17 protein-coding genes are annotated in these 18,640 nt (G+C 72.0%); 13 read left to right on the top strand and 4 right to left on the bottom strand.

The window, feature by feature from the left end; genetic code table 11:
• The first annotated feature begins 145 nt into the window (after positions 1–145).
• From OH735_RS09575 to OH735_RS09565, 3 genes are all read left to right on the top strand, one after another.
• Positions 146–1,171 carry an NlpC/P60 family protein gene (locus tag OH735_RS09575; protein ID WP_406380960.1) on the top strand — a complete coding sequence of 342 codons (1,026 nt, stop codon included), beginning with the start codon at positions 146–148 and terminating at the stop codon, positions 1,169–1,171.
• Between the two features lie 240 nt (positions 1,172–1,411).
• A complete protein-coding gene (locus tag OH735_RS09570) occupies positions 1,412–2,443 on the top strand; it encodes an NlpC/P60 family protein (protein ID WP_406380959.1) in 1,032 nt (343 codons plus the stop codon).
• A 17-nt stretch (positions 2,444–2,460) separates the two neighbouring features.
• Positions 2,461–3,717 (top strand): hypothetical protein, encoded by a 1,257-nt coding sequence (locus tag OH735_RS09565; RefSeq protein ID WP_406380958.1) that lies wholly within the window; start codon positions 2,461–2,463, stop codon positions 3,715–3,717.
• Between the two features lie 192 nt (positions 3,718–3,909).
• On the opposite strand, the gene OH735_RS09560 is transcribed toward OH735_RS09565, so the two are convergent.
• Positions 3,910–5,160 (bottom strand): glycosyltransferase 87 family protein, encoded by a 1,251-nt coding sequence (locus OH735_RS09560; protein WP_406380957.1) that lies wholly within the window; start codon positions 5,158–5,160, stop codon positions 3,910–3,912.
• A 143-nt stretch (positions 5,161–5,303) separates the two neighbouring features.
• Between OH735_RS09560 and OH735_RS09555 the strand changes: the two genes are divergently transcribed.
• Entirely contained in the window at positions 5,304–6,446 is a 1,143-nt protein-coding gene (locus OH735_RS09555; RefSeq protein ID WP_406380956.1) for a glycosyltransferase family 4 protein, read from the top strand.
• Positions 6,447–6,672: 226 nt separating this feature from the next.
• Here OH735_RS09555 and OH735_RS09550 read toward each other — a convergent pair whose 3' ends face one another.
• Entirely contained in the window at positions 6,673–8,469 is a 1,797-nt protein-coding gene (locus tag OH735_RS09550; RefSeq protein ID WP_406380955.1) for an AMP-dependent synthetase/ligase, read from the bottom strand.
• A 279-nt stretch (positions 8,470–8,748) separates the two neighbouring features.
• Between OH735_RS09550 and OH735_RS09545 the strand changes: the two genes are divergently transcribed.
• From OH735_RS09545 to OH735_RS09520, 6 genes are all read left to right on the top strand, one after another.
• A complete protein-coding gene (locus tag OH735_RS09545; protein WP_406380954.1) occupies positions 8,749–9,555 on the top strand; it encodes a metallophosphoesterase in 807 nt (268 codons plus the stop codon).
• A gap of 108 nt (positions 9,556–9,663) precedes the next feature.
• On the top strand, positions 9,664–10,113 hold the full coding sequence (locus tag OH735_RS09540) for an SRPBCC family protein (protein ID WP_406380953.1): 450 nt from the start codon (positions 9,664–9,666) through the stop codon (positions 10,111–10,113).
• A 4-nt stretch (positions 10,114–10,117) separates the two neighbouring features.
• Complete coding sequence (locus OH735_RS09535) at positions 10,118–11,434, top strand: ArsA family ATPase (protein ID WP_406380952.1); 1,317 nt, start codon at positions 10,118–10,120, stop codon at positions 11,432–11,434.
• An 83-nt stretch (positions 11,435–11,517) separates the two neighbouring features.
• Entirely contained in the window at positions 11,518–11,976 is a 459-nt protein-coding gene (locus OH735_RS09530) for a DUF5304 domain-containing protein (RefSeq protein WP_406380951.1), read from the top strand.
• 73 nt (positions 11,977–12,049) lie between these two features.
• Positions 12,050–12,991 (top strand): ROK family glucokinase, encoded by a 942-nt coding sequence (locus OH735_RS09525; protein ID WP_406380950.1) that lies wholly within the window; start codon positions 12,050–12,052, stop codon positions 12,989–12,991.
• A gap of 79 nt (positions 12,992–13,070) precedes the next feature.
• Positions 13,071–13,829: an endonuclease/exonuclease/phosphatase family protein gene (locus OH735_RS09520; RefSeq protein WP_406380949.1), complete on the top strand. Its 759-nt coding sequence runs from the start codon at positions 13,071–13,073 to the stop codon at positions 13,827–13,829.
• Between the two features lie 50 nt (positions 13,830–13,879).
• Here OH735_RS09520 and OH735_RS09515 read toward each other — a convergent pair whose 3' ends face one another.
• Together OH735_RS09515 and OH735_RS09510 are read right to left on the bottom strand one after the other, a co-directional pair.
• A complete protein-coding gene (locus OH735_RS09515; protein ID WP_406380948.1) occupies positions 13,880–14,590 on the bottom strand; it encodes a hypothetical protein in 711 nt (236 codons plus the stop codon).
• Positions 14,583–15,362, bottom strand: coding sequence for an alpha/beta hydrolase (locus OH735_RS09510; protein ID WP_406380947.1), 780 nt, complete (start codon positions 15,360–15,362; stop codon positions 14,583–14,585). Before OH735_RS09510 ends, OH735_RS09515 begins: the two co-directional genes overlap by 8 nt.
• Positions 15,363–15,637: 275 nt before the next feature.
• On the opposite strand from OH735_RS09510, the gene OH735_RS09505 reads away from it, so the two are divergent.
• The 3 genes from OH735_RS09505 (at position 15,638) to OH735_RS09495 (ending at position 18,441) form a co-directional block, all read left to right on the top strand.
• Positions 15,638–16,366, top strand: a complete 729-nt coding sequence (locus OH735_RS09505) for a lysophospholipid acyltransferase family protein (RefSeq protein ID WP_406386492.1) — start codon at positions 15,638–15,640, stop codon at positions 16,364–16,366.
• Positions 16,367–16,427: 61 nt separating this feature from the next.
• On the top strand, positions 16,428–17,636 hold the full coding sequence (gene macS / locus OH735_RS09500; RefSeq protein WP_406380946.1) for a MacS family sensor histidine kinase: 1,209 nt from the start codon (positions 16,428–16,430) through the stop codon (positions 17,634–17,636).
• A 112-nt stretch (positions 17,637–17,748) separates the two neighbouring features.
• Positions 17,749–18,441: a response regulator gene (locus tag OH735_RS09495; RefSeq protein WP_406380945.1), complete on the top strand. Its 693-nt coding sequence runs from the start codon at positions 17,749–17,751 to the stop codon at positions 18,439–18,441.
• The last annotated feature ends 199 nt before the right edge of the window (positions 18,442–18,640 follow it).

Here is an 18,640-nt window from a genome sequence, read left to right as displayed (position 1 = left end):
AGGGTCAGGCCTCGAACCTTCGCACGGTTGATCACCCATCCGGGGTGACGGCGAAGGCACCGCCGAGTCCGTGACGTGCACGGAGCCGGGGATTCACCTCCCCCACAGCCCGGTAGGCGGCTGGAGGAAGAAGGAGCTCGCCTTCGTGGCGTCCCACCGTCGTCCCAAGCAGCCGAGCCGCGCTCGCGTGACCGTGCTCACCGCGACCGCCGCCGCGGCCGTGGCCCTGACCTCCCAGGCGGCCCAGGCCGACCCCAAGCCGACCAAGAGCGAGGTCAAGGCGAAGGTCGACAAGCTCTACCACGAGGCGGAGGCGGCCACCGAGCAGTACAACGGGGCCAAGGAGAAGCAGGAGAAGCTGGAGAAGGAAGTCGGCGCCCTGCAGGACAAGGTGGCCCGCGGCCAGCAGGAGATCAACACGCTCCGCAGCGGTCTCGGTTCGCTCGCCGCCGCGCAGTACCGCTCCGGAGGCATCGACCCCTCCGTGCAGCTCTTCCTCTCCTCGAACCCCGACAGCTTCCTCGACGAGGCCTCGGCCCTCGACCAGTTGACGGCCAAGCAGGCCGAGTCGATGCAGAAGATCCAGGAGAAGCAGCGGGTCCTCGCGCAGGAGCGCAAGGAGGCCCAGGACAAGCTCGGTGACCTCGCGGACGTCCGCAAGACGCTCGGGGAGAAGAAGAAGAAGTTCCAGGGCAAGCTCGCCGAGGCGCAGAAGCTGCTCAACACGCTGACCGCCGCCGAGCGCGAGAAGATGCGCCAGGACGACGTCCGCGCCAGCCGCGCCGCCGGCGACCGCGTCGACCTCGGCAACGAGGTCCCCGCCTCCGCACGCGGCGCCGCTGCCCTCCAGGCCGCCTCCACCCAGCAGGGCAAGCCGTACGTCTCGGGCGGAACCGGTCCCAACTCCTACGACTGCTCGGGCCTGACCCAGTGGGCCTACGCCCAGGCCGGCGTCCACATAACCCGGACCACCTACACCCAGGTCAACGACGGCGTCCGGATCGGCCGCGGCGCCCTGAAGCCGGGCGACCTGGTCTTCTTCAACAACACCACGCACGTGGGGCTCTACGCGGGCAACAACACCGTGCTGCACGCCCCGTACCCGGGCACAGTGGTCCGCTACGAGTCCATGAACACCCTCGGCAGCTTCCAGTTCGGCGTGCGCATCTGACGACGCCCGAAAGGGCGAATTCCCGAGCCCCGCACAGACAGCCCGCCCCGCCGGAGACCACAGGTCACCGGCGGGGCGCTGCCGTTCGGGTCTCTGTTCCGCCCCGCGCGGCCTGTGGTCGCTCCGTAACCGTCCGACTACTGTCTGCCTGCTGTGTGCAGCTCCCGGTCGTCGGTCCGCCCGCCCCGGGTGGCAGGGGCTGCGCACATCTGCGTACAGCGGAAGGGAGTACGGCGTCCTGTGGTGTCCCATCGCCGTTCCACACAGCCCGGACCCAACCGGGGTGCCCGGATCACCGTTCTGTCGGCCGCGGCGGCCACCGCGGCCGCCACTCTCGGCGCGGCCACGGCGAACGCCGACCCGCAGGACACGTCCCGCAGCGCCAAGGCCCGGGTCGACCGGCTGTACAGCGAGGCCGAGCGGGCCGCCGAGCAGTACAACGCGGCCGACGAGAACGCCGGCCGCCTGCGCGGCGAGGTGAGTCGGGCGCGGGACCGGGCGGCTCGCGGCCAGGAACACCTCAACCGGCTGCGTACGGCGCTCGGTTCGGTGGTGAGCGCGCAGTACCGCTCGGGCGGCCTGGACCCCTCGCTCGCCCTGCTGCTCTCCTCCGACCCGGACACCTACCTCGACCGGGCGGCCACCCTGGACCGCCTGACCGAGCGTCGGAGCGCCGAGGTGAGGGAACTCCAGCAGACCCAGCGCACGCTCGCGCAGACCCGCGCGGAGGCCGCCCGGGCGCTGGCCGAGCTGGAGCGCAACCGGGCCGCCGCCACCCGCCACAAACAGACCGTCGAGCGCAAGCTCACCCAGGCCCAGCAGCTGCTGGACGCGCTGCCCGCCGTCGACCGGGCGGACTTCGAGCGGGCCTCGCGCTCCGGCCGCTACGACGTGTTCCCGGCGGTGGCCGACCTCCCGGCCGGCTCCGCACGGGCGGCCGCAGCCGTGGCGGCGGCCCGCCAAGCACTGGGCCGCCCGTACATCTGGGGGGCCGACGGACCCGGCGGGTTCGACTGTTCCGGGCTGACGCAGTGGGCGTACGCCCAGGCCGGGGTCAGCCTGCCGCGCACCTCGCAGGCCCAGCGGTACGCGGGACACCTGGTGCCGCTCTCCGAGGCCCGCCCCGGCGACCTGGTCGCCTACCGCGCGGACGCCGGCCACATCGCCATGTACGTCGGCAACGGCCAGGTCATCCACGCCCCGTACCCGGGCGCCCCGGTGCGCTACGACCCCGTCGGCATGATGCCCGTCTCGTCGGTCACCCGCGTCTGACCCGTACGCTCGACCGGGTGACCCACAGACGGCGTACCGCACGGCGGGCATGTGACAGAGGACGGCGCGCGGCCGGCGCGCTGCTCGCCGGGCTGCTGTTGGTCTCCGCCTGCGCGGCCCCCGACGACGACGCCGTCCCCGCCGCCACCACCTGCGGTATCCGGGCCACCCTGGACCGCCGCGCGGCCGCTGTCCCGGCCCACGACACGGACGCCTACCTGGCCGTCGTGGACCCGCGGGCCACCGGGCTGCGCACGGCCCAGCGCCGGGAACTGGACAACCTCGCGGACGTACCGCTGAGCTCGTGGACGTACCGGCTGACGGACGTCACCGCACACGGCACCGACCGGGCCACCGCCGACGTCCGGCTGCGCTACGCGATCAAGGGGTACGACGCCGCCCCGGTCTCCGTGGACCGGGTGCTCGATCTGCGACGGGACCGGGCGGACGGCCGCTGGTACCTCACCGGCGACCGGGCGGGCAGCGACGGCGCCGGGCAGCTCTGGCAGCAGGGCGACGTGCGGGTGGTACGCGGAGAGCACAGCCTCGTCCTCGGGGTCGGCCGCACGGAGCAGGAGCTGCGCGGGATCGCCCGGACCGCGGACCGGGCGGTGCCCGCCGTCTCCGGGGCCTGGCCGGAACGCTGGGCCGGCCGCGTGCTGGTGCTCGTACCGCACACCATGGAGGACATGGCGGGGCTGCTGGGGTCACCGGCGGCGAACTACCGGGGCATCGCGGCCGTGACCACCGGGCGGACCGGCGGCCCGGACCCGGCGCCCGCGGACCGGGTGATCGTCAACCCGCAGGCGTACGGCGTGCTCAGCACCCTCGGGCAGCGCATCGTCCTGACCCACGAGATCACCCACGTCGCCACCCGCGCCCGCACCTCCGCCGCCACCCCGACCTGGCTCTCCGAGGGCTTCGCCGACTGGGCGGCCTACCGCGCCGAGGACCGCACCGCCGCCGGGGCCGCGCCCGAACTGGCCGGCGCCGTCGCGCGCGGTGAGCTGCCCGCCGGACTCCCCACGGACGAGGACTTCGGCTTCGCGGGCGACTCGGCGCGCCTGGCGAAGGCGTACGAGGGCGCCTGGCTGGCCTGCGAGCTGATCGCCGACCACTGGGGCGAGAAGGAGCTGTTCGCCTTCTACCGGGCCGTCGGAGGGCACGCGGGGCGGGACGGGGCGGTGGAGCAGGCCATGCAGGAGGTGCTCGCCACGACCCCGCAGGAGTTCACCGCGCTCTGGCGGGAGTATCTGCGCTCCCGGCTCGGCTGACCGCGGCGCGCTGCCCGCCGCGCACGCCGGCGGGGCGGGACGGGGCGGTGGAGCAGGCCATGCAGGAGGTGCTCGCCACGACCCCGCAGGAGTTCACCGCGCTCTGGCGGGAGTATCTGCGCTCCCGGCTCGGCTGACCGCGGCGCGCTGCCCGCCGCGCACGCCCCACGGCTGCTGAGCGCCGCGCGTGGTTCAGGAAGCGACCGGTTCCGCCTCGCGGTCGGCGTCGGATGCGGCGGCCGAGGGCTCGGCGCCGTCGCGCGGCGCACCGGACACCGTCTGCCGCCACAGCCGCCGGCAGGCGATGAGCGTCGCCGCGACCAGCAGGCCGTTGCGCAGGAACATCAGCGTCACGCCCGTCGCATCGCTGCTCACCACATGGACGAACCCGAACGGGAACTCCCACTGCGTGATGCCCGTGGCGAGCAGCACCAGAACGGCCGGGAGCACCATCCGGCTCTCGCGGAAGACCAGGCAGACCGCCGCCAGGCCGACCAGCCACAGCATGTACTGGGGGCTGATCACCCGGCTCGTGGTCGTGAACAGCAGCACCGCAGTGAACGCCGCGTCGGCCGGGGTGCTCACCCGGAAGTCGCGGGCCCGCAGCCGCCACACCAGCAGCCAGCCGAACGCGACGACGGACAGACCGAGGGCGAGCGTGCTCACCAGCGGGACATGCGGACCCAGGAACTCCAGGGAGCCGTAGTGCAGCTCCACCCGGCCCTGCCAGCCGAAATTCCGCCACACGTGGAAGACCAGCGCTCCCAGCGACTCGACCTCGGTGCCCCGGTCACGCTGGAAGCCGAGAAAGGCCAGCGCACCCGGCATCGCCACGGTGCACGCCAGCAGCAGCCCGGCCGCCGTCACCGTCGCGGCCGTCCACGCCCGGCGCGTCCACCGCCCGCGCGCGGTACCGGCCAGGATCAGCGCCGGCCACACCTTCAGCAGCGCACCGACGGCGGCCAGCGCGCCCAGCACCCGCGGATGCCGCACGCCCGCCAGCAGCGCCGCCACCGCCACCGCCGTCACCATCACGTCGTAACGGGCGTACGCGGTCGTACCGAGCAGCGGCACCCCCGCCACCCACACCCAGGCGCCCGCCGTCCACCGGCCGGTCCCGCGGCCCGCGTACAGCAGGAGCCCCAGCACCAACCCGTCGCACAGGAACGCGAGGACGAAGAAGGCCGAGGCGTAGTCCAGGAACGGCAGCAGGGCGGGGGAGAGGACGGCGAGCGCGGCGAGGGGCGGGTACTGCCAGGTGACGTCGGACCGCGGATACGTACCGGTCTTCAGGACCTCGGACCAGCCGTGGTAGATCACCGAGACGTCACTGGTCACGTCCGGTCCGGACAGCGTGATCACCTTGGTGACGCAGAGCAGCAGCACGACCCTGGTGAGGGCCCAGACCGCGAGAGCGAGCCGCGTGCCGGTCGATCCGGTCATGACCGCCTCATCCGTTTCGTCAGTGGGTACATCGGTGGGATACCCGGCGGGTGTGGCCCGGTGGGTACGCGGTGGTACGGGGAGCCATGATGCCCGCCCGGCCTGTGCGGGAGCCATTCGGCCGCCCGGTACTGTCGGCCGGGATGGACAAGACCCTGATCGTGACCAACGACTTCCCGCCCCGCCCCGGCGGCATCCAGGCGTTTTTGCACAACATGGCACTGCGCCTGGACCCCGGACAGATCGTCGTATACGCCTCCACCTGGAAGCGCAGCCCCGAAGGCATCGCGGCCACCGCCGCCTTCGACGCCGAGCAGCCCTTCACCGTCGTCCGCGACCGGACGACGATGCTGCTGCCGACCCCGCGGGTCACCCGGCGTGCCACGCAGCTGCTGCGCATACACGGCTGCACGTCCGTGTGGTTCGGCGCCGCGGCCCCGCTCGGGCTGATGGCACCGGCGCTGCGCAGGGCCGGTGCCCGGCGGCTGGTCGCCACCACGCACGGTCACGAGGCGGGCTGGGCCCAGCTGCCCGCGGCCCGGCAGCTGCTGGGCCGGATCGGCGAGACCACGGACACGATCACGTACCTGGGGGAGTACACCCGCTCCCGGATCGCCACCGCACTCAGCCCCGAGGCGGCGGGCCGCATGGTCCAACTGCCGCCCGGCGTCGACGAGAAGACCTTCCACCCGGACTCCGGCGGCGACCTGATAAGGGCCCGGCTCAGGCTCTCGGACCGGCCCGTCGTCGTCTGCGTGTCACGGCTCGTGCCGCGCAAGGGCCAGGACACGCTGATCCTCGCGCTGCCCGCGATCCTGGAGCGGGTGCCGGACGCGGTGCTGCTGATCGTGGGCGGGGGGCCGTACCGCAAGGAGCTGGAGCAGCTGGCCGTGCGGACGGGGGTCGCCGACTCGGTGCACTTCACGGGGCCGGTGCCGTGGGACGAGCTGCCCGCCCACTGCGGCGCGGGCGACGTCTTCGCCATGCCGTGCCGGACCCGTCGGGGCGGCCTCGACGTGGAGGGCCTCGGCATCGTCTTCCTGGAGGCGTCCGCGACCGGACTTCCGGTGGTGGCGGGCGACTCGGGCGGCGCGCCGGACGCCGTGCTCGACGGCGAGACCGGGTGGGTGGTGCGGGGCGGCTCGGCGGAGGAGACGGCGGACCGGATCGTCACGCTGCTCCTCGACCCGGAACTGCGGCAGCGGATGGGGGAGCGGGGGCGGGCCTGGGTCGAGGAGAAGTGGCGCTGGGATCTGCTGGCCGAGCGGCTCAGGGCGCTGCTCTGAACCGGCCCGGGGCGCCGCCCGGCCCGGGTTTCGGCCGTCCCGGACTGCCCGGGTCCGTACCCGTCCCCTGCGGGACAGGTGTTCCCGTGCCACGGCCGGACAGCGGCGCCGCTGTCCGGCCGGTGAGGTGAAGGCGGCCGCGTCGGCCCGCCACCGGCGCAAGGCCGGTTTCCGGCCCATGACCGTCGGTTCCGGCTGACAGCCACCGGCCCCGGGCCGACCTCCGTCAGCCCCGGTAGATCGCCTCGATCTCGTCCGCGAAGTCCTTCGCCACCACATTCCGCTTCAGCTTCAGCGACGGCGTGATGTGGCCCGCCTCCTCGGTGAACTGGGCGGACAGGATGCGGAACTTGCGTACCGACTCGGCCTTGGACACCGAGGCGTTCCCGTCGTCCACCGCCCGCTGCACCTCGGCCACCAGCTCCGGGTCCTCGCGCAGCGACGCGGCCGTCGAGCCGGCCGGCTTGCCGTGCTCCTGCGCCCAGCGGCCCAGGAACTCCTCGTCCACGGTGATCAGCGCGCCGACGAACGGCCGCCCGTCGCCGACCACCATGCACTCGGCGACCAGGGCGTGCCCACGGATACGGTCCTCGATCACCGCGGGAGCGACGTTCTTGCCGCCCGCCGTGACGATGATCTCCTTCTTGCGGCCGGTGATCGCGAGATAGCCGTCCTCGTCGAGCGTGCCGATGTCGCCCGTGTGGAACCAGCCGTGGGCCAGCGCCTCGGCCGACGCCGCCTCGTTGTTCCAGTAGCCGGTGAACAGGTGCTCGCCGTGCAGCAGCACCTCGCCGTCGTCGGCGATCCGGACGACCGAGCCGGGCAGCGGCTGGCCGACCGTACCGATCTTCTGCCGGTCCCACGGATTGAAGGCCGTGGCCGCGCACGTCTCGGTGAGGCCGTAGCCCTCCAGGACGGTGAAGCCGATGCCGCGGTAGAAGTGGCCGAGCCGCTCGCCCAGCGGTGCGCCGCCGGAGATCGCGTACTCGCCGCGGCCGCCGAGCACGGCCCGCAGCTTGCCGTAGACCAGCCGGTCGAAGACCTTGTGCTTGAACTTCAGGCCCATGGACGGGCCCTGAGGGGTGCCGAGCGTCCGGCTGTACGCGATCGCCGTGTTCGCGGCCTTGTCGAAGATCCTGCCCTTGCCATCGGCCTGCGCCTTGGCGCGCGCCGCGTTGTAGACCTTCTCGAAGACCCGCGGCACACCGAGGATCAACGTCGGCCGGAACGAGGCCAGTTCATCGGTGAGGCGCTTGATGTCCGGTACGCAGCCGAGCTTGATCGGGGCCATCACCGAGGCCACCTCGACCAGCCGTCCGAAGACATGCGCGGCGGGCAGGAAGAGCAGCACCGAGCACTCACCGGTACGGAAGAGGGGTTTCAGCCGCTCCACCACGTTGCCGCACTCCGCGAAGAAGCTGCGGTGCGTGAGCACACAGCCCTTGGGGCGGCCGGTGGTGCCCGAGGTGTAGACGATGGTGGCCGGGTCGTCGGCCTTGGCGGATGCCATCCGCAGGTCGAGGATCTCGTCCGAGACGTCCTCGCCGATCGCCGTCAGCCGGTCGACCGCCCGGTCCTCGATCTGCCAGATGCCCTTCAGCTCCGGCAGATCCGCCTGGACCGAGACCACGGAGTCCTGATGCGCCTCGGACTCCACGATGCACAGCGTGGCGCCGGAGTCCCCGAGGATCCACTGGATCTGCTCGGGCGAACTCGTCTCGTACACCGGGACGGTGACCGCGCCCGCACTCCAGATCGCGAAGTCGAGCAGTACCCACTCGTAGCGGGTACGGGACAGCAGGGCCACCCGGTCGCCGGCCTCGACGCCCGCGGCGATCAGCCCCTTGGCGACGCCTCTGACCTCGGCCAGGAACTGGGTGGCGTCGACATCGGTCCACACGCCCGCCACCTTGCGGCTCATCACCGCGACATCGGGATGCTGAGCGGCATTGCGGCGGATGAGATCCGTCAGGTTGCCGTCCGAGGGGACCTCGTACAGGGCCGGAAGGCTGAACTCGCGCAAGACTGCTGCTCCTCATCGGGCTCCGGTGCCACGGCTCTGTGCGACGCACCGGCTGCGGTCCAAGAATGGCTGATGCTCAGTGGGGTGAGCACGACTGGACTGCCCGGACGTTACCCACCAGTACTCGGTTCCCGATAGGGGGTTCCGGCCAGATGTCTGTTGCGTCACATACAACCGTGATCCTTGGGCGCACATTAGTCCACCACCGCTACGGGCCGGAGGTAACCGCAGGTCCGGCGGCCTCTACCCAGGTGCACGGCGGGGTTTAGGGTGATCGGCATGCCAGCAGGACGGAACAGCGAAGGAACCCCGACCTCGCGGCGCACCCGCGTTCACGTGGTCAGTGACGTGCACGGCAACACCGAGGCCCTGGCCCGCGCCGGGGGCGGTGCCGACGCCCTGATCTGCCTCGGTGACCTGGTGCTCTTCCTCGACTACGCCGACCACTCGCGCGGCATCTTCCCCGACCTCTTCGGTGTGGAGAACGCCGACCGGATCGTCGCGCTGCGCACCGCGCGCCGCTTCGACGAGGCCCGGGACTTCGGCCGTGCCCTGTGGGCGGGGCTGGACCGCGACGCCGCGATCGTCTCCGCCGTGCGCAAGCAGTACGCCGAGCTCTTCGCCGCCTTCCCCACCCCGACGTACGCCACCTACGGCAACGTCGACATCCCCGGCCTGTGGCCCGAGTACGCACGCCCGGGCACCACCGTCCTGGACGGCGAACGCGTCGAGATCGGCGGCCGGGTGATCGGCTTCGTCGGCGGCGGGCTGAAGACCCCGATGAACACCCCGTACGAGATCGGCGACGAGGAGTACGCCGCCAAGATCGAGGCGATCGGCTCCGTCGACGTCCTGTGCACCCACATCCCGCCCGAGGTGCCGGAGCTGACGTACGACACCGTCGCGCGCCGCTTCGAGCGCGGCAGCCGGGCCCTGCTCGACGCCATCCGCAGGACCCGCCCCCGGTACGCGCTGTTCGGCCATGTCCACCAGCCCCTGGTGCGCCGGATGCGGATCGGCGCCACCGAGTGCGTGAACGTCGGCCACTTCGCGTCCACCGGCAGGCCCTGGGCCCTGGAGTGGTGACCGCAGCGGCGCCGGACCCTGGACCGGGGCGCCGCGCACACGCGATAGCCTTCTGACGGCAGGCATCTGCCGACGCACCGGTACACCCGCACTGGAGGAGCCACGGCGATGGCTGAACACACCAGCTCGAGCATCACGATCGAGGCGGCGCCGGCCGACGTCATGGGAGTGATCGCCGACTTCGCCCGCTACCCGGAGTGGACCGGCGAGGTCAAGGAGGCCGAGGTCCTCTCCGCCGACGACCGGGGCCGCGCCGAGAAGGTCCGTCTCGTCCTCGACGCCGGAGCGATCAAGGACGACCACACTCTCGCGTACACCTGGATCGGCGACCACGAGGTCAGCTGGACCCTCGTCAAGTCCCAGATGCTGCGCGCCATCGACGGCTCCTACGCACTGGCCCCGCTCGGCAACGGCGACCGCACCGAGGTCACCTACCGGCTGACCGTCGACGTCAAGATCCCGATGCTCGGCATGATCAAGCGCAAGGCGGAGAAGGTCATCATCGACCGCGCCCTGGCCGGCCTGAAGAAGCGCGTCGAGTCCATCCCGAAGGCCTGACCCGGTGCGTACGGTTCTCGTCACCGGCCCCGGCGGCGCGGGCCGTACCACCGTCGCGGCGGCGACCGCCCTGGCCGCGGCCCGCCGGGGCCGCCGCACCCTGCTGCTCTCCGCCGACCCGATACCCGGCTTCCCCGCGGGCACGGAACCCGCCGAGGTCACCGACAACCTGTGGTCCGCCCGCATCGACTCCGGCGAGCACTTCCGCGGCGAACTCCTCACCCTCCAGGAGCGGGCCTCCGGCGTGCTCGACCTGCTCGGCGGGAACCGGCTGGACGCCGAGGAACTCACCGAACTCCCCGGCAGCGCCCAGCTCGCCCTCCTGCACGCCCTGCGCCGCGCCGCCGAGGGCGACTGGTCGCACGAGGGCTACGAACTCCTCGTCGTCGACCTGCCGCCGCTGCGCGAAGCGCTCGCCGTGCTCGCCCTGCCCGAACAGCTGCGCCGCTATCTGCGCCGGCTGCTGCCTCAGGAACGCCAGGCCGCCCGCGCCCTGCGCCCGATGCTCGCCCAGCTCGCCGGCGTCCCCATGCCCGCCCAGTGGCTGTATGAGGCCGCCGCCCGCAAGGACGCCGAGCTGGCCGCCGTCCAGGCCCTGATCGAGGACCGCAACACCACGCTCCGGCTGGTCGCCGAGCCCGGTCCCGCCGCCGAGGACGCCCTGCGCACCGCCCGCACCGGACTCGCCCTGTACGGACTGCGCGTCGACACCCTGGTGGTGAACCGGGTGCTGCCCAGGCACTCCGGCGACCCCTGGTTCGCGGCCCTCGTCGCGCAGCAGGAGAAGACCATCGACAACTGGTACGAGGAATGGGTGCCCGCGGCGGCCCTGTGCGAAGTGCCCCACCTCGGCCGCGACCCGCGCGGACCCGACGACCTCACTCTCCTCGACAACGGGGCGAGCAGCACCGTCTTCGAGGAGGCGGGCACCGGCGGCGGCCTCTTCGAGGGCGACGGACTCGCCGCGGAACTGGACGACCGCAGGCCCGGCCGCGCCGAGGACCCCTGGTGGATCGAGGATCCGGACGCCCCGGATGGCCTGGACGGACTGCTGCCCGGCCCCCGGATCGTGACCGCCCCGCGGTCCGGCGACGGCGACCCGGTGCTCGTCTGGTGCCTGCCCCTGCCCGGCGCCGTCAAGACGGACCTCCAGCTGGTGCGCCGCGGCGACGAACTGCTCCTCACCGTGGGCCCGTTCCACCGGATCGTCCCCCTGGAGTCCGGGCTGCGGCGCTGCACCGTATCCGGCGCCGCCCTCACCGACGGGGTGCTCCGCGTCAGGTTCACGCCGGACCCCGCGCTGTGGCCCCGGACGAGCTGAACGGCGCGTCACGGTTCCGGTAACGTCGGTAGTACGTACCCCCGGATGCGCACCGCAGGCACACCACGTCGCAGGAGTCCGCCATGAGCGAAGCCACCGATCGTCCCGCCGACGACGACGCGTGGGCGAAGGCCTGCGCCGAGGACCTCGAAGCGGAGAAGGCCCGCCGCCGCGCCCAGCACGGCCCGCCGCCCGGCGCCGCCGCCGACGAGCTGCGCAAGCTGGTCGATGCCGTGGCCGACAAGATCTCCTCCCTCCGGACGCCGCTCCTCGGCGCGGCGGCCCAGGGCACCGTGCGGCAGATCATCAAGCAGGCGAAGTCCGCCGTCGAGCCCGTCATCGAACGCAATCCGGACGTCTTCGACCACATCGCCGCGGCCGGCAGCGAACTCCTCGCCGCCTACCGCTCCGCGGTGGAAGGCCAGGAACGCCGCTGGACCCGCGGCGCCGGGGACCCCGCAGGCACCGAAAAGAAGGCCGACGACCCCACCGACCCCCGCGACGAGGGCCCCGCCGCAGGCGAGCACATCGATCTGGACTGACCGGCACGGAAGAGCCGGGCCCCGGCTCGGGTACCGTTGGCCACAGCGGGGCTCGACCGAAACTGAGGGACTCATGGGACTCACCATCGGCGTCGATATCGGCGGCACGAAGATCGCAGCTGGAGTGGTCGACGAAGAGGGCCGGATCCTCTCGACGTTCAAGGTGCCGACCCCGCCGACGGCCGACGGCATTGTGGACGCGATCGCGTCCGCGGTGTCCGGCGCGAGCGAGGGCCACCAGATCGAGGCCGTCGGCATCGGCGCTGCCGGATACGTCGACGACAAGCGCGCCACCGTGCTGTTCGCGCCCAACATCAACTGGCGGCACGAGCCGCTGAAGGACAAGGTCGAACAGCGCGTCGGCCTTCCGGTCGTCGTCGAGAACGACGCCAACGCCGCCGCCTGGGGCGAGTACCGCTTCGGCGCCGGGCAGGGCCACGACGACGTCATCTGCATCACGCTCGGCACCGGTCTCGGCGGCGGCATCATCATCGGCAACAAGCTGCGCCGCGGCCGCTTCGGTGTGGCCGCCGAGTTCGGCCACATCCGGGTCGTCCCGGACGGGCTGCTCTGCGGCTGCGGCAGCCAGGGCTGCTGGGAGCAGTACGCCTCCGGGCGCGCACTCGTCCGGTACGCGAAGCAGCGCGCCAACGCCACCCCTGAGAACGCCACGATCCTGCTGTCCCTCGGCGACGGCACGGTGGACGGCATCGAGGGCAAGCACATCAGTGAGGCCGCCCGGCAGGGCGACCCGGTGGCGATCGACTCGTTCCGCGAGCTGGCCCGCTGGGCCGGTGCCGGACTCGCCGACCTCGCCTCGCTGTTCGACCCGTCCGCGTTCATCGTCGGCGGTGGCGTGTCGGACGAGGGCGAACTCGTCCTCGGCCCGATCCGCAAGTCGTTCCGGCGCTGGCTGATCGGCGGCGAGTGGCGCCCGCACGCCCAGGTGCTCGCGGCCCAACTGGGCGGCAAGGCAGGGCTGGTGGGCGCGGCGGACCTGGCCCGCCAGGGCTGAGCCGGCCGGAACCGGACAGAACCGGACGCCCGTCGCACCCCTGTGGGGCGTGACGGGCGTCCGTCGTATCGTGAGACGCATGGTCCTGACGCCACTGCCCGACTCCCGTACCGAGCCGGATGGTTCGGCCGTCATCAGAGTGCTCGGTTACAACATCCGCTCGATGCGCGACGACTGTGCGGCGCTGGCCCGCGTCATCAGCGCCTGCGCCCCCGACCTCGTCCTCATCCAGGAAGCCCCGCGCTTCTTCCGCTGGCGCAAGCGCGCCGCCTGGCTCGCGGCCCGCACCGACCTCGTCGTCCTCAGCGGCGGCGCCACGGCGGCCGGTCCGCTGCTGCTCTGCTCGCTGCGGGCCACGGTGGAGCGCACGGAGGACGTCCTGCTGCCGCTCACCCCCGGACTGCACCGCCGGGGTTTCGCCACGTCGGTGGTACGGATCGCGGGCACCCGGATCGGTCTGCTGAGCTTCCACCTGAGCCTGCAGCGCGACGAACGCCTGGCCCAGGCCGGGATGTTGCTGGAACGGCTGGACGCGATGGGCGTCGAGCACGCCATCGCGGCGGGCGACCTCAACGACGTACCGACCGGGGCCGCCTTCCGGCGGCTGGCCGGGCGCCTCCAGGACTGCTGGGCGGTCCGGCCGTGGGGCGGCGAGCACACCTTCTCGCCGGACGAGCCGCGACGGCGCATCGACGCGGTCTTCGCGACGAGCGGGATCGAGGTGCTCGGCTGCGGTGTCCCGGCAGGGCTGCCCGGTGTCACCGACGCGGACCTGCGAGCGGCCACGGACCACCTGCCGGTACTGGCAGCGCTACGGGTGCCCGCGACCAGGCCCTGAACCGCGCGGCAGCGGCTCAGGGCCTCAGGGTCACCTCGGCCGGACCGGTCTCAGACCACCGCGCCGCGGCCCGGGTCGTCGTCGTTCTCGTCGTCGTCCTGCATCCGCGCCACGAGCGTGACGAAGCCGCCCAGGAAGCCGCCGATGCAGACCGTCGTGAGCCACCACGTCATGTCCCACCGCAGCAGCACGGCGATCAGCATCAGCACCGGGCCGCCGACGACCGCGAGCCAGGCGAACTTCGCCGTGACATCCGCCTCCGGCAGCGGTGGTGGCTCCGGGGGGACGAAATGCCCCTCGTCGCTGTCGTCGAGGTCGTCGTCCTTCGGCTCCGAGAGCTCGTAGTCGCGCGGGCCGGCGACGCCGGGCGCGAACACGATCGAGCTGCCGAGCGGCTTCTCCGGCGGCTTCGGGGACTTCGGGGACTTCTTCCCGACCCCCTTGTCCGGGTCCAGGACGCCCGACTGATCGTTCTCCGGCAGGGCGAGATCCTCGATCGACCTGAACGGCTTGGCGCCCGGCGGGTCCGCCGGCTCCTCGCCGTACCCCGCGACGATCGCCTCCCACGCGGCTTTCTCGTCGATCGACCGGTCGGGTCCGTCGCCGTCGCCGCCCGGCGGCGCCGTCCGGGCGGCAGCAGCATCCTGCGAGCCCGTGCCCGAGCCCGTGCCCGTACCGTCCTCGGGAACGGCCGTTCCCTCCGCGGGGAGGGGCTCGCGCCCCTCGTCACTGCCCGCGCGCTCCGCGTCGTGCTCAGCCACCTGACGTGCTCCCCTTCTTTCCGATGCTCGGAGCGAGGCGGCCGATGAACCGGTAGCTCTCGTCGAAGATCCGCTCCGCATCGTGGTCCAACGTCGCCACGTGGTAGCTCTGTTCCAGCAGGATCTCCTCGACGTCCGTCGAGGACACCCGGCCGAGGATCCGGGCCGAGTCCGCGGGCGGCACCACATGGTCCTGCGGGCTGTGCAGCAGGACGATCGGCTGGGTGACCTGCGGCAGCTCGGCATCGACCAGGCGGAAGAACTTCCGCAGCGAATGCGCCGCGTGCAGTGGCACCCGGTCGTACCCCACCTCGACGGAGCCCGGCAGGGCGATATCGCTCGCCAGCCCCTTCGTCGTCCGCACCAGATGACGGGCCACCGGCAGCGCGTACGCCGACAGGCCGTGCACCTTGTTCGCCGGATTGACGAGCACCAGACCACTGATCGAGTCCCCGTGCTTCGCCGCCAGCCGCAGCGTCAGCGCGCCTCCCATGGAGAGACCGAAGACGAAGACCTGACGGCACCGCTCCAGCAGGGCACGCAGCTCCCGGTCCACCTCCGCGTACCAGTCCTGCCAGCCCGTGAGCTGCATGTCCTCCCAGCGGGTGCCGTGCCCGGGCAGCAACGGCAGCGACACGGTGAGCCCGCGCTCCGCCAGATGGTCGGCCCAGGGGCGCAGCGACTGCGGGGAACCGGTAAATCCGTGACAGAGAAGGACGCCGACCTCTCCGCCCTCGTGGCGGAACGGCTCGGCTCCAGGCAGGACCGGCACCGGGGTCTCCTGTTCGTGAGGCTCGCAGGGGAGCGAAAAGGGGGAGCGCGGAAGGATTACTTCACCGTACGCGACCGGACTGACACCGACCAGGGTCGTCACTGACACCGGCCGGGGTGGTCACCGATACCGGCCGTGGCGGTCGTCACGGCAGCCGTCATGGGCGTGGCCGCGGCCGCCACTTCGGTTCGACGCCGGGCAGGAGCGCGGACGACCACACGGGTTAAGGTCGTTCCGACAGGACACAGGAGGCACCCGAGTTGATCTATGGCGCAATGAAGTTCTCCATCGGCGGGGGTCTGAAGCTCGCCTTCCGGCCGTGGGTGGAGGGCCTGGAGAACATCCCCGCGCAGGGACCGGCGATCCTCGCGAGCAACCATCTGTCGTTCTCCGACTCCTTCTTCCTGCCGGCCGTCCTGGACCGCAAGGTCACCTTCATCGCCAAGTCCGAGTACTTCACCGCACCCGGGTTGAAGGGCAGGCTGACCGCCGCCTTCTTCAAGGGCGTCGGCCAGCTCCCGGTGGACCGCTCGGGTGCCCGCGGCGCCGGTGAGGCGGCCATCAAGGCGGGCATCGAGGTCATCGAGAGCGGCGGGCTCTTCGGCATCTACCCGGAGGGCACCCGCTCGCCCGACGGCCGTCTCTACCGCGGCAAGCCCGGTGGGCTGGCCCGGGTGGCGCTGGCCACCGGAGCGCCCGTCATCCCCGTCGCGATGATCGACACGGAGAAGATCCAGCCGCCCGGTCAGGTGATGCCCAAGCTGATGCGTCCCGGGATCAGGATCGGCAAACCGCTCGACTTCAGCCGCTACCACGGCATGGAGGGGGACCGCTTCATCCTGCGCTCGGTCACCGACGAGGTGATGTACGAGATCATGAAGCTCTCCGGCCAGGAGTACGTCGACATCTACGCGACCGCCGCCAAGCGGCAGATCGCGGACGAGGCGAAGCGCCGCGCCGAGGAGGAGAAGCGCGCGGCCAGAGAGTCCGGAAAGCAGGAGTGACACAGAAGTGACGGAACGGTTCGGCGCGTAACCGCGTCGTTTCCGTCCGGGGGGTGGGGACATGGCCAAGCGTGAGCGGGTCGTACGGATGTCGGTCGAGCAGCCGCTGTGGCGTGCGCTGACGGCGTACCGGATTCTGACGATGCTCTACGCGGTGCTGCTCGCCGTCTTCGGCCGGGACAGGTACGACCGGCCGTGGGTGGCCGTGGCCTTCCTGGTGGTGATGTCGGCCTGGACGCTCGCCACTCTCCCCAAGGTCGCGGGCGCCGTCGCCTGCACCAAGCGTTTCCTCGGCGCCGACCTGACCATCGCCCTCGTCGGCATCCTCCTCACCCCGCTCGCCGACTTCGAGGCCCAGCAGATCGACGGTCCGACGCTGCCGTCGATCTGGACCGCGGGTTCCGTGCTCGCCTTCGCGATCAAGGGCGGCTGGCGCTGGGCGGCCTTCGCCTCCACCTTCGTCGCCGTCGCCAACATCATCGAGCGCGGCGAGCCCAGCCGGGACACCTTCCACAACGTCCTGCTGGTCTGGGTGGCCTCCATCGCCATCGGTTACGTCGTCGAGGTGGCCAGGGCCAGTGAGCGCACCCTCGCCCGCGCGCTGGAGATCGAGGCCGCCACCCGCGAGCGGGAACGGCTGGCCCGGGACATCCACGACAGCGTGCTCCAGGTCCTCGCGATGGTGCAGCGCCGCGGCACCGCGCTGGGCGGCGAGGCCGCCGAACTGGGCCGGATGGCCGGGGAGCAGGAGGTCGCCCTGCGCACCCTGGTCTCCAGCGGACTCGTGCCCACCACCCGGGTCTCCGAGGACGCCGCCGAGGGCGCCGTGGTCCGCAGCGTCGAGGTGGACGACGAGGAGGACGGGTCCTCCGGGCCGGCCGGCTGCGACCTGCGCTCCCTGCTCGCCCCGCACGCCGGCTCCCGGATCAGCTTCGCGGAGCCCGGCGCTCCGGTGCTGCTCGCTCCGGCGGCCGCGAAGGAGCTGGCGGCCGCTGTCGGTGCCGCCCTGGACAATGTCAGGGTCCATGCGGGGGAGAACGCCCAGGCCTGGATCCTCGTCGAGGACTGGCCGGACGAGGTGATCGTGACGGTCCGGGACGACGGCCCGGGCATCGCGGAAGGGCGGCTCGCCCAGGCGGAGGGGGAGGGACGGATGGGGGTCGCCCTGTCGATCCGGGGGCGGCTGCGTGACCTGGGCGGCACAGCGGAGTTGATCTCGGTGCCCGGCCAGGGCACTGAGGTCGAGTTGAAGGTCCCGAAGGTCGCGTAGTCCCGTAAGTCCCGTAGGTTTCAAACGCTTCAAAGCGTTCAGACTTCAAAGCTTCAAAGCTTCAAAGCTTCACAGGATTCGCAGGTTCGCGGGGGAAGGCAGGATCGGGCAGATGAGCACGGAGAACACCCAGGGCACCGAGGAGCGGGCCATCAGGGTGATGGTGGTCGACGACCACCCGATGTGGCGCGACGCGGTGGCCCGAGATCTTTCCGAGTCCGGTTTCGAGGTCGTGGCGACGGCGGGTGACGGACCGCAGGCCGTGCGCCGTGCCAAGGCCGCCACCCCGGACGTCCTCGTACTGGACCTCAATCTGCCCGGCATGCCCGGCGTACAGGTCTGCAAGGAGCTCGTCGGCTCCCACCCGGGGCTGCGGGTGCTGGTGCTCTCCGCGAGCGGCGAGCACGCCGACGTACTGGAGGCGGTCAAGTCCGGCGCCACCGGCTATCTGCTCAAGTCGGCCAGTACGCAGGAGCTGACCGAGGCCGTGCGGTCCACCGCCGTCGGCGACCCCGTCTTCACCCCGGGCCTGGCCGGGCTGGTCCTCGGCGAGTACCGCAGGCTCGCGTCGGAACCCACCCCCGTCGCGTCCGACGAACCCAAGGCCCCGCAGCTCACCGAGCGCGAGACCGAAGTGCTGCGGCTGGTCGCCAAGGGGCTCTCGTACAAGCAGATCGCCGAGCGTCTGGTCATCTCGCACCGCACCGTCCAGAACCACGTCCAGAACACCCTGGGCAAGCTCCAACTGCACAACAGGGTGGAGCTCGTGCGGTACGCGATCGAGCGCGGCCTCGACGACGCCTGACCCAACTCGCCCGGACTGCACGGAGCTTGACCGTCCGACCCGTTCCTGGGTGACGTGGATCACGATTGCCGTGATCGTCAGGAGGCGCGATGCGGCGTGATACGCCGCGCACCTGCTTCGGCAGCGGTCAGGGCTTGGCCGTCATCCTGCACCCAGGACGCCGTGGCCCAGATCATCGACGCCACCGTCCGCAACGTCG

Source organism: Streptomyces sp. NBC_01618 (genome assembly GCF_045209435.1).
Lineage (GTDB): Bacteria > Actinomycetota > Actinomycetes > Streptomycetales > Streptomycetaceae > Streptomyces.
Note: the sequence above shows the minus strand (reverse complement) of the source record. Positions and strands in the feature narration are given on the sequence as shown.